General features: G+C 68.0%; 23 protein-coding genes and 1 pseudogene. 10 read left to right on the top strand and 14 right to left on the bottom strand.

Annotated elements, in window-relative coordinates; translation table 11 throughout:
• Positions 1-63 precede the first annotated feature (63 nt).
• Positions 64-2,688 carry an EAL domain-containing protein gene (locus tag DID96_RS06240; RefSeq protein WP_124598388.1) on the bottom strand — a complete coding sequence of 875 codons (2,625 nt, stop codon included), beginning with the start codon at positions 2,686-2,688 and terminating at the stop codon, positions 64-66.
• A gap of 529 nt (positions 2,689-3,217) precedes the next feature.
• On the opposite strand from DID96_RS06240, the gene DID96_RS06235 reads away from it, so the two are divergent.
• The gene (locus DID96_RS06235; RefSeq protein WP_124598514.1) at positions 3,218-3,982 is read left to right on the top strand and encodes a DNA/RNA non-specific endonuclease; all 765 of its coding nucleotides are present in this window, start codon (positions 3,218-3,220) and stop codon (positions 3,980-3,982) included.
• Complete coding sequence (locus DID96_RS06230; protein ID WP_124598387.1) at positions 3,957-4,223, top strand: hypothetical protein; 267 nt, start codon at positions 3,957-3,959, stop codon at positions 4,221-4,223. The genes DID96_RS06235 and DID96_RS06230 overlap by 26 nt, the downstream gene beginning before the upstream one ends.
• Before the next feature lie 62 nt (positions 4,224-4,285).
• On the opposite strand, the gene DID96_RS06225 is transcribed toward DID96_RS06230, so the two are convergent.
• Positions 4,286-5,245, bottom strand: a complete 960-nt coding sequence (locus DID96_RS06225) for a LysR family transcriptional regulator (protein WP_124598386.1) — start codon at positions 5,243-5,245, stop codon at positions 4,286-4,288.
• Between the two features lie 162 nt (positions 5,246-5,407).
• Between DID96_RS06225 and DID96_RS06220 the strand changes: the two genes are divergently transcribed.
• The 3 genes from DID96_RS06220 (at position 5,408) to mmsB (ending at position 9,359) form a co-directional block, all read left to right on the top strand.
• Positions 5,408-6,727, top strand: a complete 1,320-nt coding sequence (locus DID96_RS06220) for an MFS transporter (RefSeq protein ID WP_124598385.1) — start codon at positions 5,408-5,410, stop codon at positions 6,725-6,727.
• A gap of 95 nt (positions 6,728-6,822) precedes the next feature.
• Positions 6,823-8,349 (top strand): CoA-acylating methylmalonate-semialdehyde dehydrogenase, encoded by a 1,527-nt coding sequence (locus DID96_RS06215; RefSeq protein WP_124598384.1) that lies wholly within the window; start codon positions 6,823-6,825, stop codon positions 8,347-8,349.
• Positions 8,350-8,462: 113 nt separating this feature from the next.
• Positions 8,463-9,359: a 3-hydroxyisobutyrate dehydrogenase gene (mmsB, locus tag DID96_RS06210; RefSeq protein ID WP_124598383.1), complete on the top strand. Its 897-nt coding sequence runs from the start codon at positions 8,463-8,465 to the stop codon at positions 9,357-9,359.
• Between the two features lie 150 nt (positions 9,360-9,509).
• On the opposite strand, the gene DID96_RS06205 is transcribed toward mmsB, so the two are convergent.
• Entirely contained in the window at positions 9,510-9,842 is a 333-nt protein-coding gene (locus DID96_RS06205; RefSeq protein ID WP_124598382.1) for a hypothetical protein, read from the bottom strand.
• A 1,204-nt stretch (positions 9,843-11,046) separates the two neighbouring features.
• Here DID96_RS06205 and DID96_RS06200 point away from each other — a divergent pair.
• Positions 11,047-11,157, top strand: a pseudogene (locus DID96_RS06200) (Asp/Glu/hydantoin racemase); the annotation flags it as partial.
• A gap of 67 nt (positions 11,158-11,224) precedes the next feature.
• Positions 11,225-12,400 (top strand): LysR family transcriptional regulator, encoded by a 1,176-nt coding sequence (locus DID96_RS06195; protein WP_124598381.1) that lies wholly within the window; start codon positions 11,225-11,227, stop codon positions 12,398-12,400.
• Positions 12,401-12,543: 143 nt separating this feature from the next.
• Here DID96_RS06195 and DID96_RS06190 read toward each other — a convergent pair whose 3' ends face one another.
• On the bottom strand, positions 12,544-14,124 hold the full coding sequence (locus DID96_RS06190) for an MFS transporter (protein ID WP_124598380.1): 1,581 nt from the start codon (positions 14,122-14,124) through the stop codon (positions 12,544-12,546).
• Between the two features lie 100 nt (positions 14,125-14,224).
• On the opposite strand from DID96_RS06190, the gene DID96_RS06185 reads away from it, so the two are divergent.
• Positions 14,225-15,103, top strand: coding sequence for a LysR family transcriptional regulator (locus tag DID96_RS06185; protein WP_124598379.1), 879 nt, complete (start codon positions 14,225-14,227; stop codon positions 15,101-15,103).
• Between the two features lie 7 nt (positions 15,104-15,110).
• Here the strand turns inward: DID96_RS06185 and DID96_RS06180 are convergent, their stop codons facing one another.
• Positions 15,111-15,251 carry a hypothetical protein gene (locus DID96_RS06180; protein WP_221624574.1) on the bottom strand — a complete coding sequence of 47 codons (141 nt, stop codon included), beginning with the start codon at positions 15,249-15,251 and terminating at the stop codon, positions 15,111-15,113.
• 277 nt (positions 15,252-15,528) lie between these two features.
• Between DID96_RS06180 and DID96_RS06175 the strand changes: the two genes are divergently transcribed.
• Both DID96_RS06175 and DID96_RS06170 read left to right on the top strand, forming a co-directional pair.
• Positions 15,529-16,629: a glycosyltransferase family 2 protein gene (locus DID96_RS06175; protein WP_124598378.1), complete on the top strand. Its 1,101-nt coding sequence runs from the start codon at positions 15,529-15,531 to the stop codon at positions 16,627-16,629.
• A 9-nt stretch (positions 16,630-16,638) separates the two neighbouring features.
• Complete coding sequence (locus DID96_RS06170; protein WP_124598377.1) at positions 16,639-17,901, top strand: glycosyltransferase family 87 protein; 1,263 nt, start codon at positions 16,639-16,641, stop codon at positions 17,899-17,901.
• Here DID96_RS06170 and DID96_RS06165 read toward each other — a convergent pair.
• The 9 genes from DID96_RS06165 to DID96_RS06125 are packed head-to-tail and all read right to left on the bottom strand — an operon-like array spanning position 17,896 to position 26,616.
• Positions 17,896-18,993, bottom strand: coding sequence for a pilus assembly protein TadG-related protein (locus tag DID96_RS06165; protein ID WP_124598376.1), 1,098 nt, complete (start codon positions 18,991-18,993; stop codon positions 17,896-17,898). The two genes, DID96_RS06170 and DID96_RS06165, sit on opposite strands and share 6 nt — an antisense overlap.
• 8 nt (positions 18,994-19,001) lie before the next feature.
• On the bottom strand, positions 19,002-19,430 hold the full coding sequence (locus DID96_RS06160) for a TadE/TadG family type IV pilus assembly protein (protein ID WP_124598375.1): 429 nt from the start codon (positions 19,428-19,430) through the stop codon (positions 19,002-19,004).
• Positions 19,427-20,230, bottom strand: a complete 804-nt coding sequence (locus tag DID96_RS06155) for a tetratricopeptide repeat protein (RefSeq protein WP_124598374.1) — start codon at positions 20,228-20,230, stop codon at positions 19,427-19,429. The genes DID96_RS06160 and DID96_RS06155 overlap by 4 nt, the downstream gene beginning before the upstream one ends.
• Complete coding sequence (locus DID96_RS06150) at positions 20,227-21,171, bottom strand: type II secretion system F family protein (RefSeq protein WP_124598373.1); 945 nt, start codon at positions 21,169-21,171, stop codon at positions 20,227-20,229. The genes DID96_RS06155 and DID96_RS06150 overlap by 4 nt, the downstream gene beginning before the upstream one ends.
• Positions 21,168-22,145, bottom strand: coding sequence for a type II secretion system F family protein (locus tag DID96_RS06145; RefSeq protein ID WP_124598372.1), 978 nt, complete (start codon positions 22,143-22,145; stop codon positions 21,168-21,170). The genes DID96_RS06150 and DID96_RS06145 overlap by 4 nt, the downstream gene beginning before the upstream one ends.
• The gene (locus DID96_RS06140; protein ID WP_124598371.1) at positions 22,142-23,548 is read right to left on the bottom strand and encodes a CpaF family protein; all 1,407 of its coding nucleotides are present in this window, start codon (positions 23,546-23,548) and stop codon (positions 22,142-22,144) included. Before DID96_RS06140 ends, DID96_RS06145 begins: the two co-directional genes overlap by 4 nt.
• Positions 23,545-24,771, bottom strand: coding sequence for an AAA family ATPase (locus DID96_RS06135; protein WP_124598370.1), 1,227 nt, complete (start codon positions 24,769-24,771; stop codon positions 23,545-23,547). Before DID96_RS06135 ends, DID96_RS06140 begins: the two co-directional genes overlap by 4 nt.
• Positions 24,772-24,824: 53 nt before the next feature.
• On the bottom strand, positions 24,825-25,217 hold the full coding sequence (locus DID96_RS06130; protein WP_124598369.1) for a CpaD family pilus assembly lipoprotein: 393 nt from the start codon (positions 25,215-25,217) through the stop codon (positions 24,825-24,827).
• Positions 25,218-25,233: 16 nt separating this feature from the next.
• On the bottom strand, positions 25,234-26,616 hold the full coding sequence (locus DID96_RS06125) for a type II and III secretion system protein family protein (RefSeq protein ID WP_124598368.1): 1,383 nt from the start codon (positions 26,614-26,616) through the stop codon (positions 25,234-25,236).
• Between the last annotated feature and the right edge of the window lie 36 nt (positions 26,617-26,652).

Genomic DNA, 26,652 nt, shown 5'->3' with positions numbered 1-26,652 from the left:
TGTATCACAACGGAGCCGTTGCCGACAATCCGGTTGTTGTTGGGCGACGCCATTCGGGAACCGTCACGTCCGGCTCGTGTCGGTCGACGGCTTGGCCCCGATCGACTTGTCTCGCGAGAAAAAAGGTTCATGCGAGGGCCCAGGCGAGGGTTCAGGCGGGCGTCCGGGACGCTCGATCCCGGACGTCGAGCGGCAAGCCAGCATCACGGAGATGGGCTGCGGACGATGCAGGAAAAAGCCCTGTGCGCTGCCTACGCCCATTTCCGTCAGGATGGCGGAAATTTCCGCGGTTTCGACAAATTCGGCGATGGTTTCCTTGCCGAGCACATTGGCCACCTCCTGGATACACCGGACCACCGTCCTGTCGAGCGCGTCCTGATGAAGGTTCCTCACGAATCGCCCGTCGATCTTCAGATAGTTGACCGGCAGCGCCTTCAGATATCCGAATGACGATGCGCCGCTCCCGAAATCGTCGAGCGCAAATCGCACGCCATACCTTCTCAGCGCGTTGATGAATGACGCGGCGACGTCGAGGTTCGTCACGGCCGCAGTCTCGGTGACTTCGAAGCAGAGCTTGCTCCCGTTGAACGGGTAACCGTGCAACAGGCGCCGGATGTAGTCCAGGAATTCCGCGTCACCGATCGACTGGCCCGAGATATTGACCGACACGTACTCGATGTGGTCCAGTTTGTCCGAGTAGCTGGCCATCCATCTGAATACCTGGTTGACCACCCATCGATCGATACGGCTGGCGATGTGGAAGCGCTCCGCAGCCGGCAGGAATTCCCCGGGCGGAATGAGCTTCCCTTCTTCGCCGTTGAGCCTCAGCAGCACCTCGAATCGCTTCGAGGTGGCGGGCGTCTGCAATGGAATGATCTCCTGCGCATACAGGACGAAGCGATTTTCATCGAGCGCCTGCCGCAGCCGACGCACCCAGTCCATCTCGTCCTTTCTCGCGCGCATTGCCTGGTCCGTCGGGGTCCACACATGAATGCGATTCCGTCCGGCATCCTTGGCCGTATAGCATGCACTGTCGACCTGCTGCATGATTGCATCCACCGACTCCAGCTGACTGTCGAGCGGCACGACCCCGATGCTCGCCCCGACGCAGATGTGGAAACCGTTGTAGTCGAAGCGCATCTCGTCGAGCCGCCGGCAGAGGCGCGACGCGACTTCCTCGGCCTCGCCGATCGCGCAAGCGTCCAGAATGATGCCGAACTCGTCGCCTCCCAGCCGCGCCAGCGTGTGACGCACGTCGAGGCTGTCGTCGAGTTGTGACGCCACCTGCTTGAGCAACGCGTCGCCGGCCGCATGGCCACATGTGTCATTGACGAGCTTGAATTGGTCGAGGTCCAGGTAGAAGACCGCACCGGGCCTCGTCGCATCGCGCTCGCCGTCCAGCACGCGCAGCAGCCGGGCCTCGAATTCGGTCCGGTTGATGAGGCCGGTCAACGCGTCGTGCGTCGCACGATGCTCCATCTCCTTCGAGATTTGCCGCTCCTCGGTCACGTCACGAAAGACCAGCACGACGCCCGATGTCACGCCATTCGAATCCTTGATCGGTGCGGCGGAATCTTCGATGCAGAAACGCTGGCCATCCCTGGAAACAAGCACTGTGTCGTCGTCGAGCTGGATCGCGCGATCTTCGACGAGGCATCGCTTGACGGGGTTCGCCGCTTGCGCGCCGGTGCGCTCGTCGAAGACATGAAAGACATCGTCGATGCTGCGGTCCGTCGCATGTTCGGACAACCAGCCGGTCAGCCGCTCCGCCATCGGATTGAGGTATTGGACGCGTCCCGTCGTATCCGCGGCAATGACGGCATCCCCGATCGAGTGCAACGTCACCCGGATTTGCTCGTGCTGCCGGGTCAGCATTTCCTGCATCCGCTTTCGTTGCGTCGTCTCCTGAACGAGGATTGCGCATTGCCGCACCCCGGGGCGGTAACAGACCATGTCGAACCAGCGCCCCTCCAGTCCGCTCAAATTCGACAGCGCCTTTCTGGCCCCGGTCTGGGCGACTTCGTGCAACACCGCGTCGCATCGGGAAGACTCTTGAATCATGCTGGCGAAAACGTCACCTGCCCGCTCGCCGACAATCCGTGATTGTGGCAGTCCGCACAGAATCGAAAACTCCGGATTGGCGGCCACGAAAATCAACGCAGGCGCGCCCCCCTTCATTGCATCGAGTTCGAGCAATGCAAATCCGGCCTGAACGTGCTGGAACAGCGCACGATAACGCTGCTCGCTTTCCGATAACGCACAATCGAGCTTCTTTTTATCCGTGATATCCCGTATGACCGCAATGGATCGAAACGCATTTCCCGATGCGTCTCGCAACAGCCTTCCGGAAAGCAGCACGTCGATCACCGTGCCATCGCGGCGGATCATCTGGTATTCGACGTCATCGCATCGCCCGGTTCGGAAGAACGCCGGCAGGATGACTTCACGGGCGTAGGTTCTGGACGACTCCGTCAGGAAGTCCGAAGAGAGCCGACCGATGACCTCACGCCTTTCGAACCCGAGCGTGGCGAGCCACATATCGCTGACCTGGATCAGACGGCCACTCGCGTCGATCGAATGCATCATGGCCGGCACGCTCGCATACAGCGCGTCGAGCGTTGCGGACTCGACAGGCGTCACGCCGTCCATGCGTGCCGATGAAGCATTCCGGGGGTTCTGCGTCGCCATTGCATTTCCTGCCCACAATCGTGCTTCTGCCGTTAACGGCGTAACGACCACGGCGCCGGAATGCGCGGCCCCGGATGATGGATTTGCCCGTGAGGCGGTCAGACGACCAAACTTGGCACGGCTGCAGCGGTAAATCGATCCGTTCCTGAAGAAATATTAAAGCTGCTCAAAATGGATAATTCAAGACGAAGCTGCACGCAATGATGTCTTCGAAATGCATTAATCTTTCACTTACCATGCAAATGCATAAATACAAATATTTCTGTCACAAACAAATAGTCGGCATTTGTGGATTTGTGCGCTTTCCGGGTCTGGCGAATTGAAATTGCAAGAATGTTAATTCGGCTTCGCCGGAATCGACGCTTCGCTGCACGCGCAATTAATCATTGCCTTGCCTTCGGCGCCGCTCAGTGCCCGAGCAAGGTTCCGAGCGACGCAATCGCGTGGGGCCGCGATACTTGCGGCCGCGCTGCTCCCTGCGCGCCCGTTAGGCCGTATACTTCCGGCCCCTCCACTCAACGTCAGTTTCATGCGGAAATATCTCGCCGGCTTGCTGATCGCAGTCGCGTCACATGCCTTCGCTTCCGACTCCTGTTCGCAATTCAGCCCGCAAGGCGAACCGCCGGTCCTGGTCAACGCCAGGATGGCGCCCAAGACCCGCCTGCTGTGCTATTCGGATTTCGCGGTACTGCACTCCGGCATCACGCACGGCCCGCTGTGGTCCGCGGAACACCTGACCCGCCCTCACCTCGAGGCCGCCAAGGACGAAGTCCGCACCAACCGTTTCTTCGAAGAACGGCGCCTGCCGGACGGCGAAGGCGCGCGGCTCGCGGATTACCGCAAGAGCGGCTATGATCGCGGGCACATGAGCCCGGCGGGCGACCGCTGGAACGACGAGGCGATGGCCGAATCGTTCACGCTCGCGAACATGGTGCCGCAGAACCCGACGAACAACCGCCGGCTGTGGGCGCACATCGAAGAGGCCGTGCGCCGGATCGCGATGAACGCCGCAGACACTTACGTGGTCACCGGCCCGATGTTCAAGGGCACGGAACTGAAAACGATCGGCGCAACAGGCGTGATCGTCCCGACGCAGATTTTCAAGGTAGTCTATGTCCCTACGCAGCGCCTTGCGTTCGCGATCGTCGTCAACAACACGGCGGCGAACCGCTATGAGATAGCGACGGTGCACGAGCTCGAGGCACAAAGCGGTTTGCGATTCCCCGGCATCCCGGAATCGCTGAAAGACACACGTATCGGAGGTTTGAATGGCGTTCAAGGCGTTCGAGGATGACGCTTCCATCCTGAATATCCACGGCGACGCGTTTACCGTGACCAACGACCCGGAGCGTATCGTGCTGTCGGGCACGCTGGAGGTGACGCGTGACAAGGCCGGCCTCGCCGCTGCGCTCGCGTTGCAGCAGGCCATCGCGAGCATCGTCGACGCGCTGCAACGCGATCCCGCGCTGCCCGAGCATGTCGCCGAAGCGCCGCCTGCGCCAACCGGCAAGATCAAGAACCCGTTCGCGGGGTAAGCGGCGCCCTGCCGGTCGACACGACGGCAAGGCGCACTCTCTTTACCCTTTGCGAACCGACGCTAATCGCCCGCCCCGACGAACCGCAGCGCCCCTGATTCCCCCATCAACAGCCCCCGGTTCGCATCGGCCGCCGCGCGCAGGTAATCCCACAGCGCGGTCACGCGCCGCAGCTTGCGCAAATCCTCGCGACACGTCAGCCAGAAACACCGCGTGACGACCACATCGTCCGGCAACACCGGCACGAGCGCCGGCTGCCGCGCGGCCATGAAGCACGGCAGGATCGCGAGCCCCCCACCCTGCAGCGCCGCGAAATACTGCGCGATCACGCTCGTGGTGCGCAGTCCGGCCGTCGCGCCTGGCACGGCGCGTTCCAGATACAGCAGCTCGCTGCTGAACGCGAGATCGTCGACGTAGCTGATGAACGCGTGCCCCGCGAGATCGTCCGTGCCCGCAATCGGCGCATGACGCTCGAGATACTCGCGCGTCGCATAAAGCCGCAACTGGTAATCGCACAGCTTCGTGCATACGTAAGGCCCGCGGTCGGGCCGCTCGAGCGTGATCGCGAGATCCGCCTCGCGCTTCGTCAGGCTCACGAAATGCGGCACCGGCAGCAGATCGACCGTCACGTGCGGATGCGCGGCGCGGAACTGCGCAAGCTGCGGCGCGAGAAAGAAGCACCCGAACCCTTCCGTCGACCCGACCCGCACGTGGCCCGACAGCGCGTGCCCCGTGTTCGCGACCTGGTCGCAGGCCGACTGCACGGTCGTCTCCATCGCGTCCGCGTATGCAACGAGCCGCTGCCCTTCCGCGGTCAGCGTGAAGCCACCGGAGCGCGACTTGTCGAACAGCAGCGTGCCTATCGCCGCCTCGAGCGCGCGGATGCGCCGGGCGACGGTCGTGTAGTCGACGCCGAGGCGTTTCGCGGCGCCGCTCGCACGCTGCGTGCGCGCCACTTCGAGAAAGAACCGCAGGTCGTCCCAGTTCAGGTTGCCGGAAACCGGCTCGGGAAGGTGTCGCATTGGCAGGAAAGCCTTGTGTGGCGGGGGTCTCCGGGCCGGTCGTCGATATGCATATTTGCATATCTGACCGGTTTCTTTGTCCGTACAACAAGAATCTGCGCATAACTATACTCGACCGTGACCTGCGGACCACGAGCCGCGGGCAATGACGATGGAGACACCATGCAGACCCGATCCACCCTTGACGAGCACGCGCAGCTTGCCGCGCCTGCGCCCGCGCGCACCGCGAAGGACCACCTGCTGGCCGGCTGGGCCAGCATGATGGGCACGACGATCGAGTGGTACGACTTCTTCCTGTACGGCACCGCCGCCGCGCTCGTCTTCAACCGCATCTTCTTCCCGTCGCTCGATCCCGTCGCCGGCACGCTCGCCGCGTTCGGCACGTTCGCGGTCGGCTTCATCGGCCGGCCGATGGGCGGCATCGTGTTCGGCCACTTCGGCGACCGGATCGGCCGCAAGTCGATGCTGATGGTCACGCTGCTGCTGATGGGCGTGCCCAGCATGGTCATCGGGCTGATCCCGTCATATGACAGCATCGGCTACTGGGCGGCCGCACTGCTGATCGCGATGCGCTTCCTGCAGGGGATGGCGGTCGGCGGCGAATGGGGCGGCGCGGTGCTGATGGCCGTCGAGCATGCACCGGCAGGCCGCAAGGGGCTGTTCGGCAGCCTGCCGCAGACGGGCGTCGGCCTCGGCCTGATCCTGTCGTCGCTCGCGATGACGGCGGTGGCCACGCTGCCGGACGCGGACATGCTGTCGTGGGGCTGGCGCATTCCATTCCTCGCGAGCATCGCGCTCGTCGGCCTCGGCGCGTTCATCCGCGCGAAGGTGCCCGAATCGCCGGACTTCGAGAAGATGAAGCATCAGGGCAAGGCCGTGAAGTCGCCGGTGCTCGAGGCGATCCGCCGGCATCCGCGCGAGGTGCTGACGATCGTCGGCGCGCGCGCCGCCGAGAACACGTGGTTCTACATGGTCGTCACGTTCGCGCTCGCGTATGCGACGCAGCAGCTTCATCTGCCGAAGGCCGCGATGCTGGAGGCGATCACGGCGGGCGCCGCGCTGTCGCTCGTGACGATGCCGCTGTGCGGACACCTGAGCGACCGCATCGGCCAGCGCCGGATGTTCGCGATCGGCCTCGTGCTGATGTGCGCGTTCGCCGCGCCGTTCTTCATGATGCTCGGCACGCTGCAGACGACGCTCGCATGGTGGGCGATCGTGCTCGGCCTCGGCGTCGTGTTCCCGATCCTGTATGCGCCGGAGTCGCTGCTGTTCGCAAAGCAGTTCCCCGCGGAGATCCGCTACAGCGGCATCTCGCTGTCGGTGCAGCTCGCCGGCGTGCTCGGCGGCGGCTTCGCGCCGATGATCGCGACGTCGCTGCTGAAGACGGGCGGCGGGCAACCGCATTACGTAATCGCGTATCTCGTCGGGCTCGGCGTGTTCGCGCTGATCTGCACGGGGCTGATGCGCAGCGCGCGCGACTGACCCTTTCCTTCCCAGGTTTCGCCTGCCGGCCGGCGCGCGTGCGCGCCGCGCGGCGGGTTCTCTCTACCCCGCAGTTTTCGTTTCGGAGATCGTTGATGAACGCCGCCATACCCCAGACTACTCTCGCGTTGCCCACCGCCAAGCTGCTGATCGACGGCCAGTTCGTCGAGTCGCAGACCGCCGAATGGGGCGACGTCGTGAACCCCGCGACGCAGGAAGTGATCGGCCGCGTGCCGTATGCGACCGTCGACGAGGTCGATGCCGCGATCGAATCGGCGCACCGCGCATTCCAGACCTGGAAGACCACGTCGATCGGCGCGCGGATGCGCATCATGCTGAAGTTCCAGGATCTCGTGCGCAGCAACCTCGAGCGCATCGCGAAGACGCTGACCGCCGAACAGGGCAAGACACTGCCCGACGCGCAGGGCGACATCTTCCGCGGCCTCGAAGTGGTCGAGCATGCGTGCTCGATCGGCACGCTGCAGCTCGGCGAGTTCGCGGAGAACGTCGCGGGCGGCGTCGATACGTACACGCTACGCCAGCCGATCGGCGTGTGCGCGGGCATCACTCCGTTCAACTTCCCCGGCATGATCCCGCTGTGGATGTTCCCAATGGCGATCGTGTGCGGCAACACGTTCGTGCTGAAGCCGTCGGAACAGGATCCGCTGTCGACGATGCAGCTCGTCGAGCTCGCGATCGAGGCCGGCGTGCCGCCGGGCGTGCTGAACGTCGTGCACGGCGGCAAGGTCGCGGTCGACCGGCTGTGCACGCATCCGGACGTGAAGGCGATCTCGTTCGTCGGCTCGACGCGCGTCGGCACGCACGTGTACAACCTCGGCAGCGAGCACGGCAAGCGCGTGCAGTCGATGATGGGCGCGAAGAACCACGCGGTCGTGCTGCCCGACGCGCACCGCGAGCAGACGATCAACGCGCTCGTCGGCGCGGGCTTCGGCGCGGCCGGCCAGCGCTGCATGGCGACGTCGGTCGTCGTGCTGGTCGGCGCCGCGCGCGACTGGCTGCCCGATCTCGTCGAGAAGGCGAAGCAATTGAAGGTCAACGCGGGGCACGAGGCCGGCACCGACGTCGGCCCGGTCGTGTCGAAGGCCGCGCATGCGCGCGTCACGGGGCTGATCGACGCGGGCGTGAAGGAAGGCGCGACGCTGCTGCTCGACGGCCGGGACGTGAAGGTGCCCGGCTACGAGCAGGGAAACTTCGTCGGCCCGACAATCTTCTCCGACGTGAAGACCGACATGTCGATCTATACCGAAGAGATTTTCGGGCCGGTGGTGGTCGTGCTCGAAGCCGATTCGCTCGACGACGCGATCGCGCTCGTCAACCGCAACCCGATGGGCAACGGCGTCGGCCTGTTCACGCAGAGCGGCGCGGCCGCGCGCAAGTTCCAGAGCGAGATCGACATCGGCCAGGTCGGCATCAACATCCCGATTCCGGTGCCGGTGCCGTACTTCAGCTTCACGGGCTCGCGCGGCTCGAAGCTCGGCGATCTCGGCCCGTACGGCAAGCAGGTCGTGCAGTTCTACACGCAGACGAAGACGGTCACCGCGCGCTGGTTCGACGACGATACGACCGCGGGCGGCGTGAATACGACGATCGCATTGCGCTGACGGCTATGCGTGAGACCGGACCAAGCGCCAAAGCGCCAGGTCGGGTCGACCGCGAAGCATGGGATTGGACTAGGCGCTAAAGCGCCAAGTCCGGTCGACACAAGGAGGAAAACATGGAAATTGCATTCATCGGGCTCGGCAACATGGGCGGCCCGATGGCCGCCAACCTGCTCAAGGCCGGCCATGCGCTGACGGTATTCGACCTCGACGCGAACGCCGTCGACGCGGCCGTGCGCGCCGGCGCGACGGCCGCCAGCTCGCCGCGCGACGCGGCAGCCCGCGCGGCGGTCGTGATCACGATGCTGCCGGCCGCGCCGCACGTGCAGCGCGTCTATCTCGGCGACGACGGCGTGCTCGCCGGTGCACGCGCCGGCGCGACGCTGATCGACTGCAGCACGATCGATCCCGGCACGGTGCGCACAATCGCCGACGCGGCCGCGCAGCACGATCATCCGCTCGCCGATGCGCCGGTGTCGGGCGGCACCGCGGGCGCGCAGGCCGGCACGCTCACATTCATGGTCGGCGCGGACGCCGCGCTGTTCGAACGGATTCGTCCGGTGCTGCTCGACATGGGGAAGAACGTCGTGCATTGCGGCGGAACCGGCACCGGCCAGATCGCGAAGATCTGCAACAACCTGCTGCTCGGCATCTCGATGATGGGCGTGTCCGAGGCGATGGCGCTCGGCGCGGCGCTCGGCATCGAGCCTGCGGTGCTGGCCGGCATCATCAACACGTCGACCGGCCGCTGCTGGAGCTCGGACAGCTGCAACCCGTATCCGGGCGTGCTGCCCGCGGCGCCCGCCGCGCGCGGCTATGCGGGCGGCTTCGCCGCGAACCTGATGCTGAAGGATCTCGGGCTCGCGACCGAAGCCGCGCGGCACGCGCGCCAGCCGGTGTGGATGGGCGCGCTCGCGCAGCAGCTCTATCAGTCGATGAGCCAGCAGGGATTGGGCGGACTCGACTTCTCCGCGTGCGTGAAGCTGTACGAGGCGCAGCCGCCGGCCGCGTGATGGCAGGCTGAAGGGAAACGGCAGGCGGAGTCGGGTCACGCGTCGCCTGCCGTTCCGGGATTGCCAATGACGTGCAGTACTACACAATCATCGTGCGAGCCCGGGCCGACCTCACTCGCCGCCCGCGCCATCGCACGGCAGCAACCATCCTCAACCGCGCGGGTCGGCCGCGGCCTCGAAGGTCGGATGGCACTCGAACGCGAGTTCCGAGCGGGCGTTCACGCCGCGGCCACTGCTCAACGACTCCTGTTTCAGGCTCGCGCGCAACCCGCGCTGCGAGCAGAAGTCGGTTGCTTCGTTGACCGCTTTCGTGTGCGCGTCCGCCCAGGTGGTCGACACGCCGACCGTGCGCGTCGATACGGTGAACACGTTCGGGTTCGACGTCGCGGTGACGTCGGACGCGGTCGAGCAGGCGGCAAGCAGCGATGCGAAGGCCACGACAGGCAGCCATCGCAGGGACTTGAGAGAGACTGGGTTCGGCATCGGGGGTAGTGCGCCGTCACTGTGACGGCATTCGACAACATGGCCGCCAGTATGCCCGCCAATTCGCCGAAGATCATGCCCTTTTCAGAGAACAAACTGTTTCGAATGGTTAAACGATGGGGGTTCAAAGACCGGGACGAGCCTGATCGCGTACGACAGCACGGCGGTTTGCGGGCGAAGATCCGGTAATCGACGGTCAATGCGACAGTGTGACGCAGGTAGCATTTTCGCCCGCTCCCCGCCTTTACTTCTTCGACGCATCAATGCGCGCCCCGCCGGATGCGCGCGGACACGGCTTCCAGATCGCGCCACGCCGGCTGCCCCGGCGCATAGCGTGCACGAGCGCCACTGGCACAGCGTCGTGCCGTTCCCCGTCGCGGCGGGCACACTGATCGCCGCAGCGGGCGGCAGCATCGGCCACCCTTGTAATCGTTACAACGACCGATGCAAATTTTTCACGCATACGAATTCCCACGCCGCGCTTGCCGTCCGACGAATCGTCCGGTTACCGGCGCGGATTCGCTGCAAGGCGCGATTGCAACGACAGCGGGCGGCGCCTCTGTCAGCCGCCCGCCATAGCCGCTATCCGTTAGCCGCCGCTCGCCCCGCTTGGTGCTGATGCGGCCCCAGGCGCACTCGCGCCACCGCCTTGCGCACCGCCAGCCGCAGCGCCGCTGCTCGGCGGCATTCCGCTCGGCGCAGTCGACGGTGCGGCCGACATCGCGCCCGATCCGCCTTGTTCCGAGCTCGCCGCGCCGCCGCCTCCGCTTTGCTTCTGGCATCCCGCACCCGCTGCGACGACGGCAATCACGACGCCGGCGACGAGTGCGCGCCACATGTTACGAAACGGATCACGTTGCATGACACGGTCCTCCCTGGATGGTGATGGGAACCGTTATGCCGCAATTCCCGTGCCACGCCACCTGCGTGCCGAAGGGCCGGAACCCCGGCGCGTCTCTGCCGACCGCGCAAAAACAGCGTGCTTGCAACCGCCTGACCACCGACGATCCATTCGATTCCTGAATACCCGTCACCCGAATATTTAATTTCCCATCACCCGGCCCGCCGCACATACTCGCGAACGAATCCGACACATAACGTCCACGGCAACGGGCCGAAGCTGCACACACAAGCGGCATGCCCGCGCCTCTACATGGAAGGAGACATCGGCGTGCAACTCGAAACCAACCACCGTACGGGCCTCGCGCTCGCCGAATCGCTCGTGCGCCTGAAGCTGACGACGTCGAAGGTGCGCACGTATGCGCCGCCGCGCGACAAGCGGATCGTCGGCTGGCCGGGCGCGTTCGTGCGATGAACCCCAACGCGCCGACAGGCCGCTACCGGCCGCGCGCCGGCAGCGCAATGCCGGGAATCGCTTCGCGATGCGGGGCCCGCTAGGCCCGGCCGGCCCCGGCCCCGGCCCCGGCCCCGCCCCCGACGCGCACGACGCCGTGGACGCGATCGACACGCTCGACGCGCGGCTGATGCGGATCCTGCTCGTGCTGCTGACCGAGCGGACCGTGTCGCGCGCGGCGGTACGGCTCAACATGTCTCAGCCGGCGACGAGCGCGGCGCTGAAGCGCCTGCGCGCGCTGCTCGCCGATCCGCTGCTTGTGCGCAGCCGCTACGGCATGGTGCCGACCGAGTTCGGCGCGCGGCTGATCGACCCGCTGCGCAACGCGCTGCGCGTGATCGACTTCATCCGCATCCAGCAGCCGAGGTTCGACGCGCGCACGTCGGTGCGCACCTACCGGATCGGCTGCCCCGACTACCTGAACGTGCTGTTCGTGCCGAAGCTCGTCGCGCTGTTCCGCGCACGCGCGCCGCACGCGCAGCTGGTCTTCCACCCGCTCGGCGACGGTTTCGACACCGAGCGCGCACTCGCCGATGGCGACCTCGACATCGTGATCGACAATCGCCCCGCGCGCGCGTCGCGGTTCCGGCAGGACGACCTGTTCGACGACCGCGTCGTCTGCCTGATGCACGTCGCGCATCCGGTCGCGAAGCGCGGCCGGATCACGGCCGCCGAATACGCGCAGGCGCCGCAGCTGTGTCCGACACCGTCGTGGCTCGAAGCGTCGGGTGCGATCGACCGGCAGCTCGGGCAGGTCGGCTTGCAGCGCAGGATCGTCGTTACGCTGCCGCATTTCGAACTGGCCGCGCATGCGCTCGTCCGCCCTGACCTGATCCTCACGACCACGGTCCGGCTCGCGCGGCACTACGCGAAGCTGCTCCCGCTCGCGATCGTCGCGCTGCCCGCTGACCCGCCCGATATCGTGTACCGGATGACATGGAACGAAGCGGGCGCATGCGTCGACGGCGTGCGCTGGCTGCGCGCGCTGATCGCCGAGGCGACGCGCAGCTGGCTCGACGCCGATGCAGCGCGAGCGACCGTCGCACCCGTCACACCCGTCACACCCGGCAGCGCACCGTCCGCGAAGCCGGCGGAACCCGTGCGCCCGGACGGCCGGCGACGCGGGCCGCGCTGCGGCAAGCCGCGCACGTCCGGCATCGTGCGCGCCGCGCGGCTGCCGCGTGGCACGGTAAAGCCGCATTGAACGGCGGGCCTATCGTGCGTGGGCCGGCTCACCGCCAGCCGGTATTCCGCGACACTCAATGCACCTGCCGACACCATATCAGCGGCACCTACAGCGGCACCTACAGCGGCGCCGACATTGGCACATTCGGCTGCCGAAGCCGCTCATGAGCCTCTAAATGGTTGCGCTAGCAACCGTCCAATCACAACCGCCCCCACCAGCGCCAGCACGCCGCTCAGGTTCAGCGCATCGGCGAACCCGCTCGCGAACGCGGCCGGCGCGGCATTCGCGAGCGTCACCGCCGCCGCCGGCGGCACCTGCCCGAGCGCACGCGCAAGGTCGCCGGCCAGCAGGCTCGACATGAACGGCGCATCGGCGAACCCGCGCACGCCAGGCGCCGCCGCGAGCAGCCGGTCGAGCTGCGTGTGCGTGCGCGCGGCAAGCACCGCACCGAGCACGCCGACCGCCGTCACGATCGCGGTAAAGCGCGTCGTCGTGCTGATCCCCGACGCCATCCCGGTGCGGTGCGGCGGCACGCACGCCATGATCGCCTTCTGCGTATCGCCGTTCATGATGCCGGCGCCGCACCCCGTCACCCACATCCCGAGCGCGACGAGCCGGTAGTCGCCGCTCGCGGTCAGCGCCGCGGTCAGCAGGTTGCCGGCGCCGATCAGCGCGAGCCCGCCCGCGAGCACGCCGCCGGACGACATGCGCGCCGCCAGCGCCGCACCGAGCGACGGCCCGACGATCATCGCGACCGCGAACGGCAGCATGCCGAGCCCCGCGTCGATCGCCGACATCCCGAACGCGTTCTGCAGGTACAGCGGCAGGAACGTCATCATCACCTGCGCGCACGCCGCGTAGCCGAACATCGCGAGCACCGCGCCGACGAAACGCGGCGCACGGAACAGCGCGAGGTCGATCATCGGCCGCGCCTGCCAGCGCTCCGCCGCGATGAAACCCGCGAACAGCGCGGCGCCGAGCGCGAAGCGGCCGAGCGTGCCCGGCGCCAGCCAGCCGTGCGACGGCGCGTCGATCAGCGCGGCGATCGCGCACGCGAGCGCCGCGCCGAACAGCAGGCTGCCGACGGCGTCGACGCGCTTCGCATGCGGATCGCGCGATTCGTCGATCGCGACACGCGCACCGGCCGCGAGCAGCGCGCACACCGGCAGGTTCAGCAGGAATACCCAGCGCCAGCCGATCCACTGCGTGATCGCGCCGCCGACGAGCGGCGCGATCGCGGTCGCAACGCCCATGCACATCCCCCAGATTGCCCATGCGCGCGCACGCTCGCGCCCGTCCGGGAAGCGGTTCGCGATCACCGCGAGCGCGGCCGTCAGCAGCAGCGCGGCGCCGCCGCCCTTCACCGCACGCGCGGCGATCAGCCACCCGGCCGACGGCGCGAGCCCGCAGCCGAGCGACGCGACGCAGAAGATCGCGAGGCCGGCCGCGAGCATCCGCTTGCGCCCGAACCGGTCGGCAAGCCCGCCGGCGGGCAGCAGGCACGCGGCGAACGCGGTCATGTACGCGCTCACGACCCACTCGATGTCGGCAAAGCTCGCGTGAAAGCTGCGCGCGATGCTCGGCAGCGATACGGCGACGACGTTCGTGTCGAGCACGATCAGCGAACAGGTGGCGGATGCGACGGCGAGCGTCGCGGCGGCGGGCAGCCGCGCGCGGCCGCGCGGCGCGGTGATGGCGGCGGCGGATTCGCCCGCGCTCGGCGCCGGGGAAGGCTGTGACATCGATGACTCCGGGACAGGAACGACGAGCCGTATGCTAGGCTTGCCCGGTATTGCCCGTCATTGATATTCCCACGCTGTTTTATTGACGATTTCCGCAATCATGGGTCAGCTCGAATTCCGTCACGTGCGCGCGTTCCTGAGCGTCGCGCAGCATCTGCACTTCGCGCGCGCGGCTGAAGCGCTCGACATGGCGCCGCCCGCGCTGACGCGGCAGATCCAGGAAGCGGAACGGCTGCTCGGCGTGCGTCTCTTTCACCGGTCGCGGCGCTCGGTCGCGCTGAGCGCCGCGGGCGAGGCCTACCTGGCCGAGGCGAGCGCCGCGTTCGAGCATCTGCAGCGCGGCCGTGAACTGGCGACGCTCGCCGAGCGCGGCGAACTGGGCCGGATCGAGGTCGGCTACGTGTCGTCGGCCGTCTATTCGGGCACGCTGCAGCGCACGGTCGGCGCGTTTCGCGCCGCGCATCCGCGCATCGAGCTGAACCTGCGCGAGGTGCCGATGGACGACGTCGCGAAGCAGATCGACGCAGGCCGGCTCGACATCGCCTACGTGCGGCCGCCGATGCCGCTGCCCGGCGCGATCCGCACCGTCACGCTGCAGCGCGACGTGTTCATCGCGGCGGTGCCGGCCGATTCGCCGCTCGCCGCGCTGCAGACGATCAGGGCCGCCGATCTCGCCGACGCACGCTTCGCGGTGCCCGAGCAGGAGCTCGGCACGCTGGAGGTCGCGCGCCGCGGGCGCTTCGCGCCGGTTGTCGCCGCACGGCCGGGCGGCTTGCTCGCGGTGCTCGCGTGCGTATCGGTAAACGGCTGGGTGGCCGTGATTCCGGACGCGCTCGCGCGCTGCGTCGCGCTGCCGGGCGTCGTCTACCGGCCGCTCGCGGGCAAGCCGATCACGTCAGAACTCGCGCTCGCGCACCGGCGCTTCGAAAAGGCGCCGGCGGTGCGCGCATTCCTGCGGATCGTGTCGCGGCCGGAATAAGCGCTGCTCACGGCCACGCCAAACCGGCCGCGCCGCCCGCCACGCGGACCGCCCGGCACCCCGCGTCATCGACGCGCGGCGCGCCGAGCCCTTCCACCATCGCCACCCAGTAGTCGAGCGCTGCACCCGTCAGGTCCTGAACTTGCATTGCCGTCTCCGTCGCCGCGAAAACCCCATGCTAGCGCGTGGCGCTTACCACCGGCGAAACCGGCTTTCACCCGCGAAAACCTGTGCGGACAAACCCGCGCACCCCTGTCAGGCGTGATCGATTCCTGCGTACAATGGCCGACACATCCGCCGCCCGGCCTGCGGCAGGCAAGCAGCACCAGAGTCGCGGCAGCCTGGAAATGCTCCCGGCCGCCGCCGACAACAACAGGATCAGGATCGACGGGATGCCGCGCAGACCGGCTCTTTCGGGGGGACGCATGTCCACGCACGCCAGAAAACCGCTGGTATCGCTCGTCGTGCCGTTTCACGACGAATACGACGCGATCGATGTGTTCTTTGCGGAAACCATCCCGATTCTCGAGTCGGTCGAATCGGTGCGTTTCGAGATCGTCTGCATCAACGACGGCAGCCGCGACCGCACGCTCGACAAGCTGATCGCCGTCGCGGCCGGCGACCCGCGCATCCGGGTCGTCGATCTCACGCGCCGGTTCGGCAAGGAAGCCGCGCTGACTGCCGGCATCGACGAGGCGGCGGGCGCCGCGGTGATCCTGATCGATGCCGACCTGCAGGACCCGCCCGCGCTGATTCCCGCGATGATCGAACACTGGCACGCGGGCGCCGAGGTCGTCGCCGCGAAGCGCACCAACCGGATGTGCGATCCGTTCATGCAGCGCGCGGCCGCCGCGCTCTACTATCGCGTGCACAACGCGCTGTCCGAAGTCGAGATGCCGGAGAACGTCGGCGATTTCCGGCTGATGGACCGCCAGGTCGTCGACGCGCTGCGCGCGCTGCCGGAGCGGCGGCGCTTCATGAAGGGCCTGTTCGCGTGGGTCGGCTTTCGCACCACGATCCTCGAATACACGCGCGCGCCGCGCAGCGGCGGCCGCTCGAAGTTCTCCGGCTGGCGGCGCTGGAACTTCGCGCTCGAAGGCATCACGAGCTTCAGCACCGTGCCGCTGCGGGTCTGGACTTACGTCGGCCTCGCGTTCGCGATGCTCGCCCTCGTCTACGGCGCGTTCATCGTCGTGCGCACGCTGCTGTTCGGCAACCCCGTGCACGGCTATGCGTCGCTGATTTCGGTCGTGCTGTTCATCGGCGGCATCCAGCTGATCGGGATCGGCGTGATCGGCGAATACCTCGGCCGCATCTATCACGAATCGAAGCAGCGCCCGATCTATCTCGTGCGGCGCCGCTACCGTGCCGAGCGTCACGCGAACGCGCAGCCGGCCCGCCACGGCGCGCCGCCTCAGGCGTCGAAGCTGCTGCAGTTCCCGGTCAGGCGCACGCTCGCCGCGCGCCGCCGTCAGGCGCTGCCGGCCGCGTCCGGCCACGCGCCCCGGAAAGTGTCGGTCAAGTAGCGCGGCCCGATGGATCTCCCCAGCCAATCGACGCGCGTCGTCGCCGCCCCTGTCCGCGCGTGGCTCACCCCGCAGCGCGTCGTGCTGTACAGCGCGCTCGCGCTGGTGATCTACGTGCTGTTCATGGTGATCTGGGCATGGCTCACGCTGCACGCGTCCGCCCCTGTCAAATGGCGCCTCGGCGCCGACTACTCGGTGTTCTGGTCGGCGTCCTGGCTGACGCTGCATGGCACGCCGCCGGCGCAGATCTATGATTTCGCGCGCTTCTCGCGTGCGTCGGCGACGTTGTTCCCGCACGCCACCAGCCACGAATCGTTTCTCGCCTGGCTGTACCCGCCCACCTATCTGCTGATGGTCGCGCCGCTCGCGCTGCTGCCGTTCGCGGTCAGCTATCCGCTGTTCATCGCCGCCGGCACGGTCGCGCTTGGATTCGCGGTCGCCCGCGTGTCGGGCATCGCCGCGCTGCCCGACGTGAAGCGCTTCGGCTGGCTCGCGCTGCTCGCATGCCCCGGCCTGTTCGTCACATCGATGTTCGGGCAAAACGCGATGTACACCGCGTCGTGCGCGGCATTGGCCGTGTACTGGGCCGAACGCCGGCCGGCGTGGGCGGGCCTCTGCATCGGCCTGCTGGCGGTCAAGCCGCAATTGGCGCTGCTGTTTCCGTTCGTGCTGATCGCCGCGCGCGCGTGGCGCACGTTCGCCTGGGCCGCGCTGTTCGCGACCGCGTTCGCGGCGCTCGGCGTGCTCGCGTGCGGCACCGAAACACTGCACCTGTTCGTCGCGAACACGGGCCTCGTGCGCGCGCTCACGCTCGAACACGGCGTCGTGTTCTGGCTCGCGTCGCCGACGCCATTCGCGGCGCTCCGCCTCGCCGGGCTGCCGCTCGCGCAGGCCTATGGCGCGCAGGCCGCGATTGCGCTGATCGCGATCTCGGCCGCGTGCGTCGTGTGGGCGCGCACGCACGACACGCGGCTGCGCGGCGCGGCGCTGGCCGTTGCGACGCTCGCGGCGAACCCGTACCTGTGGCACTACGAACTCGCGTGGCTCGGCATCGCGCTCGCATGCGTGACGGCAATCGGCTGGCGCGACGGCTGGCTGCGCGGTGAGCAGACGCTCGTCGCATGCATGTGGGCGTTGCCGATCTACGAATACCTGAACCCGTGGATGGCGATGCCGCAGATCGGCTCCGTGGTCACGCTCGCCGCACTGCTCGCGCTGTTGCGACGCGTGCGGGCCGGTGCCGGCGCGCGCATCGCCGGCCTGGACTCATAGCGCGAGGCGCGGCGGCGCGTACACGCCGTAATACGGCCCGACGCCCGACGCGACGCCGTTCAGCTTGACGCCGGCGACGAAGTGGCCCTGGATGGTCTTGACGCTCCCGCCGGTCGACGCATCGATGTAGAACGCCGCGAACGCGACGACCGGCACGTAGGTGCTGGTCGCCGTCTGCGTGACGACCGGCAGAACGACCACCGAGCCGACCGGCACGGACGTGTAGAGCGTTGCCTTCACGCCCGTGGCGAGCCAGATGCTGTCGCCGATCTTGAGCGGCGTCGGGTTGCCGGACACCATCAGCCCGCCCATCGTCGTCGTGTCGCTCGCGTTCGACAGGAACGACGTCCACTGCCCGCCCACGCACGTCGCGCCGTAGGTCTGGCCGTTCGTGATGATGAATTCATACGGCAGGCTCGTCAGCGGATTGATGAGCGGCTGGTTGGTCGCCGCATTCCAGTACAGGTTGTAGATGCACTGATCGATCGCGAGCGGAAACAGGCCGCCTGACGCGACGCCGCCCGGCGCGGCCAGCACGGCCACGGCGGTCGCGCTGCCGTTGGCGCCGGGAATCCCCAGCAGCCCGCCGAGCAGCAGCGGGATCATGCCGCCGTTCAGGTTCGCCGAGCGCGACACGGTCACCTGGACGGCGGGCGCGTCGTAGACGCCCGGTGTGATCGTCGTCGCCTGCATCGACGCGGGGCTGCGCGTCAGGTTCCAGTAGCCGGTGCCGACGGTGCCGGTCGACAACGGCGTGCCCGCCGCCGAATTCTGCTTGACCGCGCCGTTCGCGACCGTCGCCGCCTGCGACCAGTTCAGCGCCGCGCCGCCGGGCGACAACAGCACATCCGCGCCGGCGAGCGCGGCCGAATCAGCCGCGTTCTGCAGTTCGTTGCGGACCACGCTCACCCATGCGACGTCGATCGCCAGCGCGCCGAACGACAGCAGCGGGATCAGGAACAGCAGGAAGAACAACGCGACGACGCCACGCGCGCGGTCGCGGCGCCCGCTCCGGCGTGCGCGCCCGCACGCCCGCGTGCGTGCCCGTGTGCGTGCCCGTGCAGGCCGGCGCAGGATCACGACGATTCGCATAACCGTCCTCACTCGTAGTTCATCACCGTCGTCGCGCTGATCGTCACGGGCCCCGTCAATGCGCTGAATGCGGAGCCCAGCATGAGCCCCGTATACGTATAGGTCACGCTCACCGTCAACGCGCTGCCCGACGTCGTGCCGTTCGCCTGCGTGACGGCGACGGTCGGCGTGGTCGCCGTGCCCCCCGTGATCAGACCGTTTTGCGTGTAGTTGAGCGCGACGTTCCGGACATCCGTCGTGGTCATCATCGGCACGCGCACGACGACGCCCGCGCGCGCGGCCTCGCGGCTCGCGTTCGTGATCACGGCCTTGTCGCACAGGATCAGGCTGCTGTCGATGATGCCGAGCAGCACCATCAGCAGGAACGGCAGCATCAGCACGAACTCGAGGGACACGACGCCGCGCGTGTCGCGGGCGCCCCTCGGCATGCGTGTCATTTTGCGGTCTCCGTGCCGGGTGTGCCGCCCGCGGCGAGCCGCGCACGCACGGCCTGGTAGAAGCGCAGGTTGTCGGCGACGGCCGATGCGGGCAGATCGGCCGACAGCAGCCGTTTCGCGGAATCGGTGTTGCCGAGCACGCCGTACGCGAACGCGAGGTTCTGGCGCGCCTGCCACGGCGCATCGGGCAGGCCCGCGACGTCGAGCAGCACGTTGATGCCCTCGCGCGCGCGATTGCCCAGCACGAGCGACAGGCCGAGATCGACGCGCAGCCCCTGCACGTCCGGATGCGCGCGCAGCGCGGCGCGGTACACGGCCTGCGCGTCCGCGTGGCGCCCCTGCAGGTCGAGCACGGTGCCGAGCCCTTCGGCGGCGACCGGATGATCGGGCTGCGCCGCCAGCAGCTCGCGATACCGCTGCGCGGCCTCGTCGAGCCGGCGCTGCCGCAGCGCGACCCGCGCGATGCCGAGCCGCGGCGCGAGTTCGGCCGGCGCCTGCCGGCCCGCTTCTTCATAGAGGATGCGCGCACGCTCCAGATTGCCGGTCCGATAGTTGACGTCGCCGAGCCCGATGCGCGCGGCGAGCGAATCCGGATGCGCGGCCAGCACCTTCTCGTACAGCGAGCCCGCGAGATCGACGTTGCCGCCCGACAGCGCGCTGTCCGCGATGCGCAGCTCGGCCTGCGGATCGTTGCCGCGTTGCGACAGCGCGGGAGACGAGCGGACGCCCGGCGCGCAGCCGCCGGCAAGAATCGACAGGCTTAGCGCGAGGCCGAGCGCACGGGGGGCAGACTGTTTCAACGGAACACCTCGAGGAGATGGATCACCGCCGGGCCCGCCGCGATCAGGCAAACCGTCGGCAGGATGAACAGCATCATCGGCAGTGTGATCTTCGGCGCGAGCTTCGCGGCCCGCTCCTCGAGCGCGATGATCTGCTCGGTGCGCTCGGTGCGCGACAGCGTCCGCAGCGCCTGCGTGATCGGCGTGCCGTAGCGCTGCGATTGGGCGAGCGTCGTCGCGAGCGAGCGGGCCGACACGAAATCGACGCGCGCCGCGAAATGCGCGAGCGTCGTGGCCACGTCGCCGCTGAGCGTCAGCTCGTCCGCGCAGACGCCCAGCTCGTCGGCGAGCGGCGGACAGATGTTCTCGAGCTCGTGCGACACGCGCCGGACGCCCGTCGCGAGGCTGTTGCCGGCCATCGTGCAGATCACGAGCAGGTCGAGCGCATCCGGAAAGCACGCGGCAATCGTGCGCCGCCTGCGCCGGATCATCGCGCCGAGCACGTACTCGGGTGCAATCACGCCGATCACGAACGCGGCGACCAGCGTCACCGCGCGGATCGACGCATATTCGCCGAAGCGTGGAATGAACGGGCTGAAGACGATCGCGGCGCCCGCGAACAGCACGCCGCACGACAGCTTGATGCCGATCATCGACGACACCGCGCGCCGTTCGCGAAAGCCCGCGCGCGTCAACTGGCGCGCGAGCTTCACGCGCTGCATCGGATCGAGCACGGGCAGCCGCTCGCCGAGCTGCGCGAGACGCAGCGACAGGTTCTGCCTGACGTCGCCCGGCTGCAGCATCCCCGCAGCCGGCGACGCCGTGCGCAGGCCGGCCGCCTGCCGCACGCGCGCGGCGATCCGCCTGCGCGTGCCGCCGCCGGGCGCGGCCAGCACCAGTGCGACGCAGCCCAGCAACATCAGCAGTTCGAGGCCGCGCGCGGCCAGGGTCGACATCGTCATCGTGCGGTTTCCAGTCTCGAGATCCTGCGGATCACCAGCAGCCCGATCGCGAGCAGCACAGCCGCCAGCATCAGCATCATGTGCCCCGCGTGCGTCGTGAACAGCACCATCACGTACGGGCGGTTCACCATGAACAGCACGCCGACGATCAGGAACGGGATCACCGAGATGATGTTCGTCGTGATCCGGCCTTCGGCCGTCAGCGCGCGGGTCTTCAGCCGGATGTCGCGGCGGGACCGGATGATGCTCGACAACTCGTCGAGCGACTCGCCGAGGCTGCCGCCCGTCTCGCGCTGCAGCAGCAGGTAGACCGTGAAGAACGAGAAATCCGCGATCATCAGCCGGTCGGCGGCCTGCGTCAGCACATCCTTCAGATCCGCGCCGACGCGCAGGCTGTCGCCCATCGTCCGGAACGTCGAGCGCACGGGTTCGGCCGCGCCGTCGCCCACCGTACTGATCGATTGCGTGACCGGAATGCCCGCGCGCACGGCCCGCACGATCAGGTCGATTGCATCGGGGAACGCTTCGAGAAAGCGCGTGCGAAAGCGCCGGATCAGCGCGAGATAGCTCGAGCGCATCGCGATCAGCGGCAAGCCCGCGTAGATGAGCGGGCACAGGAATCCCGGCGGCTCGAACAGCCTGACGACGACCACGGCCGCGAGCGCAGCGGCGATCGTGCAGCCGGCGACGACGCGCACGCCGCCGTCGCCGCTGACCGTGCGCACGCGCGTCACATAGCGCTGCAGCCACGCACGCACGCGGCCATGCTGGCGTTCGAGCCGGAACAGCACGAGGCCGGACACGTCGGCGGCGCCCGCGTCGCCGACGCCACTCGTTGGCGACAGGCGGCGCATGCGCGCGCGGATGCGCTGCGCGGGCCCGTTGCGCGCGCGATCGACCAGCGACGAGATGCCGATCCCGAGCCCGAGGATCACGACGAACGCGCACGCGGCGAACAGATCGGCGGCCATCATGACCGGAACACCTCGGCGAGCGCGTCCTCGACGCCGTAATACGCGGCCCGCGCGGCGAATGCCGGGCGCAGCGCCGACGCCTCGAACACGCCCTTCACCGCGTCGCGCGTCGTGTCGCCGTCCTGCCGGAACGTGAACAGATCCTGCGTGATCACGACCTCGCCTTCCATGCCGACGATTTCGGTGATCCGCGTCACGCGGCGCACGCCGTCGCGCATCCGCTCGATTTGCACGAACAGATGGACCGCGCTCGCGATCTGGCGGCGGATCGACATCAGCTGCAGGTTCGCGTTCGCCATCATGACCATGCTCTCGAGCCGGCTGATCGCATCGCGCGGCGAGTTCGCGTGAATCGTCGTCATCGAGCCGTCGTGGCCGGTGTTCATCGCCTGCAGCACGTCGAAGGCCTCCGGGCCGCGAATCTCGCCGAGGATGATGCGGTCGGGCCGCATCCGCAGCGCGTTGCGCACCAGATCGCGCTGCGAGATGCCGCCGAGCCCCTCGGTGTTCTCCGGCCGCGTTTCGAGGCTGACCACGTGCGGCTGCAGCAGTTGCAGCTCCGCGGCATCCTCGATCGTTACGATCCGTTCGTGCTCCTCGATATGCTGCGACAGCGCGTTGAGCAGCGTCGTCTTGCCCGATCCCGTGCCGCCCGAGATCACGACGTTCAGCCGGCACGTGCACGCGACTTTCAGCGCCTGCAGCATCGCCGGCGAGATGTTGCCCTGCTGCGCCATCCGCGCGAGCGTGATGTCGCGCTTCGCGAACTTGCGGATCGAGATCGACGGGCCGCGCATCGCGATCGGCGGCAGCACCACGTTCACACGGCTGCCGTCGGCGAGACGCGCGTCGACCATCGGGCTGCTCTCGTCGACGCGCCGCCCGACCGCGGCCGCAATCCGCTGCGCGACGCTCGTCACGTGCGCGTCGTCGCGGAACTTCAGCGCGGTGAGTTCGAGTCGGCCGGCGCGCTCGACGTAGACCTGGTCGGGCCCGTTGACCAGAATGTCGGTGACCGTCTCGTCGGCGAGCAGCGGCTCGATCGGCCCGACACCGAACATGTCGTTCAGGATCGCGTCGACGATCAGCAACTGCTCGCCCGCCGTGATCTTCAGGCGCTCACGCTCGACCGTGTGCGCGGCCAGCTCCTCGATGCCGGCCCGCACCTCGTCGCGCGTCTTCATCAGCGCGGCCGACATGTTCATCGACGCGAACACGGCCGAACGGATCGCGTCGAACTTGCCGGAGCGGATCAGCGCCTCGTGGCTGTCGGCGCTGCCGGCCACGCGGGCCGGCGCGGGCGGCGGTGCCGGCCCGCGCGGTGCCGCCGGATGCACGGCCGATGCCGGATCCGCGGGCAATGCCGGGTTCGTGGGCGGCCGATTGCGGGTGCCGAACTTCACGATCCCCTCCTCCACCTGGCAAGCCGCGCATACCACGGCTCGGCGACGGCGGCCGCATCGCCGGTGATGCCGCTCGCGAGCTGCCGGATCTCGTGCAGGAATCCGTAGCGCTTCGCGTCGGCGATCGGCTCGCCGAGGTTCTCCGCGACCGCGAGCGCCTGCGGCTCGTGCGGCAGTTCGCGCAGTCTCTCGTGGCCGAACGCTTCCGCGAAATCGGCCGGCTCGACACGCCCCGCAACCGGCGCGCACGGATTGTTCAGCACCAGCGACAGGATCCGGTCGCCGGGCAGTTCGCGCGTGTAGCGCGCGAGCCGCGCCGATTCATACGCGGCGTGCACCGAACGATCGGCGACGACATAGACGAGATCGGACGCTTCGAGCGCGCCCTCGAACAGCGGGCCGGACCGGCAGCTGATGTCGAACAGCAGATAGTGGAAGCGGTCCTTCAGCATGTCGACGAGATGCGCGATCGACGCGTCGCGCAGATACACGTCGGTGCCGAACGCGAGTTCAGCCGACAGCACGTGCAGGCGGTCGCCGCGGGTCACGAACATGCGCTCGAACAGCACGTCGTCGGGGCGCTGGTCCATGTTCAGCAATTCGATCAGGCCGTTGTTGCTGCCGACGCCAAGCATCGAATTCGCGCCGCCGCCGTGCAGGTTCAGGTCGACGTACGCGACGCGCCGGCGCTTCTCGCCCGCGAGGCAGCGTGCGAGGTTCACCGCGATCGTCGTCGCGCCGACGCCGCCGCGCGCGCCGACGAAACTCACCGTCTTGCCGGTCCGCACCTGCGCGACCGATTCTGTCGCGGTCAGCGCGCGCCGCATCAGCTCGACCGTCAGCGGCTTCACGATGTAGTCCTGCACGCCGATGCCGAGCAGGTTGCGGAACAGCCCGACGTCGTTCTGCGTGCCGATCGCGACGACGCGCACCGACGGATCGCACACTTCGGCGAGCCGCATCAGGTCCGACACGGGAAGCATCGAATCGGTCACGTCGACGACGAGCTGGCGTGGCGAGCGCTCGTTCTGCCGCAGCAGCCGGATCGCATCGTCGCAGGTGCCGATCTGCAGGTGCGCGCGCGCGACCGACAATTCTTGCGCGGCACGCTCGATCACGTCCTTGCTGCCGGGATCGGACACGACAGCGACGAGCTCCGCCCATCCGGCGGCAGCGGCGGCGCGCTTGGCGTTCTGGCGGTCGAGGACATTCATGGGCGGCATGCTTATCAATGGTGAAAGGCGATGGTGAAAATCGGCGATGAAGGTCGGCTCGGTCAGTGCGCGGGCGCCCCCGTCGTCGTCAGCGTCCTGGCCGGCTCCGACAGCTTCACGCGGTCCTCGATGTAGCGCCGCACGGCGCCGGCCGCGACTTCGGCGTCGGCGCCCGCATACGGCACCGGTGCGACGAGATCCTCGGGGCGCGCGAGCATCGCGGCAAGGTTCGTGTAGGTCGCGCAGCCGAACGGCACGCCGGCGCGCGCGAAGCCTGCATCGACGAGGTGCGACGGCTGCATCAGCTTCGCGCAGTCGGGCGGCACCGCGCGCACGCCGTCGAAGCCGACCACCGACGCATCGGGCAGGCTCAGCGGCGGTGGCGCGGACAGGCAGCCTGCAAGCATCAGCGGCACCAGCGGCATCAGCGCGGAGACGGTCGTTCGAACACGCATCAGCGGTCCTCCGGAATCAGTAGACGAAGCCCGCGGCGCCGACGAGGCGCGGCGTGTCGCCCGACATCAGGTCGAGCCCGAGGTTGCGCTGCACCGCGAACTCGAGATCGCTGCTCGGCCGCGCGACGTTGTCGATCGCCTGTTCGAGCTGGCCAGGCCCGGTCGGCTGGACGATATACGGCGTGACGATCACGACGACCTCGGTCTTGTTGTCCTGGAAGTTCTTCGACGAGAACAGCCGCCCGATCACGGGCAGCCGGCCAAGCCCCGGAAGCTGCGACACGACGTCGCTCGACTGGCTCTGCAACAGCCCGCCGATCGCGAAGCTCTGGCCGCTCGACAACTCGACTGTCGTCTCGACGCGCCGCACGGTGAGCGCCGGCACCCGGATGCCGCCTGTCGTCACGCTGTTGCTCGCATCGACTTCGCTGACTTCCGGCCGCACCTTGAGACTGATCCGGTTGTCGGCGAGCACGGTCGGCGTGAAGTCGAGCGACACGCCGAACGGTTTGTATTCGATCGTGATCGCACCTGTGGTATTGCCGCTCTGCGCGACCGGAATCGGAATCTCGCCTCCCGCGAGAAAGCTGGCCGTCTCGCCGGACATCGCGACCAGGTTCGGTTCCGCGAGCATCGTGATCAGCCCTTCCTGGTCGAGCGCGTCGAGCACGACGTCGATCGACCAGCGCCCCGCGCGAAAACCGCCGAGCACCGAGAACGCGCCGGTCGACGACAGGTTGAACAGGTTGGTGGTCGTATCGAACAGCGTGCGTCCGTTGAACAGCCCGCCGAAGAAATTGCCGGCCGAGCCGAGCGAACTCCAGTTGATGCCGAGCTGCTGCGTGACGTTGCGGCTCACCTCGGTCACCCTGACGCGCAGGTTCACCTGGATCGGGCGCGACAGCGTGAGCCGGTTGACGAGCTTTTCCTTGTCGTGCAGGTAAGGCGTGAGCGATTGCATCACCGCATCCGCGTCGGCCGCGCTCGGCACGCGCCCCGACACCATCAGCGAGCCCGGCGCGCCCGACACCGTCAGCTTCAGTTGCGGAAACCGGCTGTCGAGCACGCCCTGCAGCGACTGCGTGTCCACCTGCACGATCACGGTCTTGCGCAGGATCGGCCGGTGGTTCGCGCCGAGCGCGATCAGCGTCGTCGTGCCGGCCTTCTTGCCGAATACGAACACGGTGCGCGGCGACGGCACCTGGATGTCCGCGACGGCCGGATCGGCGACGAACATCGCGATCGCGGGCTCCGGCAACGTCAGCATTTCGCCCTTGCCGGTCGCGATCGACAGCGGCGCGCCCCCATCCTGCGTGCGCGTGCCTTGCGCGCACGCGATGCCCGGCATCACGACGCACGCGAAGCATCCCAGTGCGAACCAGCAAACCATGCGGACCATGCGTTTATTTTCCCGTCGAAGGCCGGCCCCCCGTGG

The sequence above is a fragment of the Burkholderia sp. Bp8963 genome (assembly GCF_003854275.1).
Taxonomy (GTDB): domain Bacteria; phylum Pseudomonadota; class Gammaproteobacteria; order Burkholderiales; family Burkholderiaceae; genus Burkholderia.
This window is presented reverse-complemented; position numbering and strand designations above follow the sequence as displayed.

Coding starts and splice junctions, on each gene's coding strand:
- DID96_RS06215 (WP_124598384.1), top strand. CDS start 6,823: ATGAACGCCGCCATACCCCAGACTACTCTCGCGTTGCCCACCGCCAAG.
- DID96_RS06170 (WP_124598377.1), top strand. CDS start 16,639: ATGGATCTCCCCAGCCAATCGACGCGCGTCGTCGCCGCCCCTGTCCGC.
- DID96_RS06205 (WP_124598382.1), bottom strand. CDS start 9,842: ATGCCGAACCCAGTCTCTCTCAAGTCCCTGCGATGGCTGCCTGTCGTG.
- DID96_RS06130 (WP_124598369.1), bottom strand. CDS start 25,217: ATGCGTGTTCGAACGACCGTCTCCGCGCTGATGCCGCTGGTGCCGCTG.
- DID96_RS06145 (WP_124598372.1), bottom strand. CDS start 22,145: ATGATGGCCGCCGATCTGTTCGCCGCGTGCGCGTTCGTCGTGATCCTC.
- DID96_RS06195 (WP_124598381.1), top strand. CDS start 11,225: ATGCGGGGCCCGCTAGGCCCGGCCGGCCCCGGCCCCGGCCCCGGCCCC.
- DID96_RS06150 (WP_124598373.1), bottom strand. CDS start 21,171: ATGACGATGTCGACCCTGGCCGCGCGCGGCCTCGAACTGCTGATGTTG.
- DID96_RS06220 (WP_124598385.1), top strand. CDS start 5,408: ATGCAGACCCGATCCACCCTTGACGAGCACGCGCAGCTTGCCGCGCCT.
- DID96_RS06125 (WP_124598368.1), bottom strand. CDS start 26,616: ATGGTCCGCATGGTTTGCTGGTTCGCACTGGGATGCTTCGCGTGCGTC.
- DID96_RS06160 (WP_124598375.1), bottom strand. CDS start 19,430: ATGACACGCATGCCGAGGGGCGCCCGCGACACGCGCGGCGTCGTGTCC.
- DID96_RS06230 (WP_124598387.1), top strand. CDS start 3,957: ATGGCGTTCAAGGCGTTCGAGGATGACGCTTCCATCCTGAATATCCAC.
- DID96_RS06225 (WP_124598386.1), bottom strand. CDS start 5,245: ATGCGACACCTTCCCGAGCCGGTTTCCGGCAACCTGAACTGGGACGAC.
- DID96_RS06165 (WP_124598376.1), bottom strand. CDS start 18,993: ATGCGAATCGTCGTGATCCTGCGCCGGCCTGCACGGGCACGCACACGG.
- DID96_RS06185 (WP_124598379.1), top strand. CDS start 14,225: ATGGGTCAGCTCGAATTCCGTCACGTGCGCGCGTTCCTGAGCGTCGCG.
- DID96_RS06190 (WP_124598380.1), bottom strand. CDS start 14,124: ATGTCACAGCCTTCCCCGGCGCCGAGCGCGGGCGAATCCGCCGCCGCC.
- DID96_RS06180 (WP_221624574.1), bottom strand. CDS start 15,251: ATGCAAGTTCAGGACCTGACGGGTGCAGCGCTCGACTACTGGGTGGCG.
- DID96_RS06235 (WP_124598514.1), top strand. CDS start 3,218: ATGCGGAAATATCTCGCCGGCTTGCTGATCGCAGTCGCGTCACATGCC.
- mmsB (WP_124598383.1), top strand. CDS start 8,463: ATGGAAATTGCATTCATCGGGCTCGGCAACATGGGCGGCCCGATGGCC.
- DID96_RS06175 (WP_124598378.1), top strand. CDS start 15,529: ATGTCCACGCACGCCAGAAAACCGCTGGTATCGCTCGTCGTGCCGTTT.
- DID96_RS06240 (WP_124598388.1), bottom strand. CDS start 2,688: ATGGCGACGCAGAACCCCCGGAATGCTTCATCGGCACGCATGGACGGC.
- DID96_RS06135 (WP_124598370.1), bottom strand. CDS start 24,771: ATGCCGCCCATGAATGTCCTCGACCGCCAGAACGCCAAGCGCGCCGCC.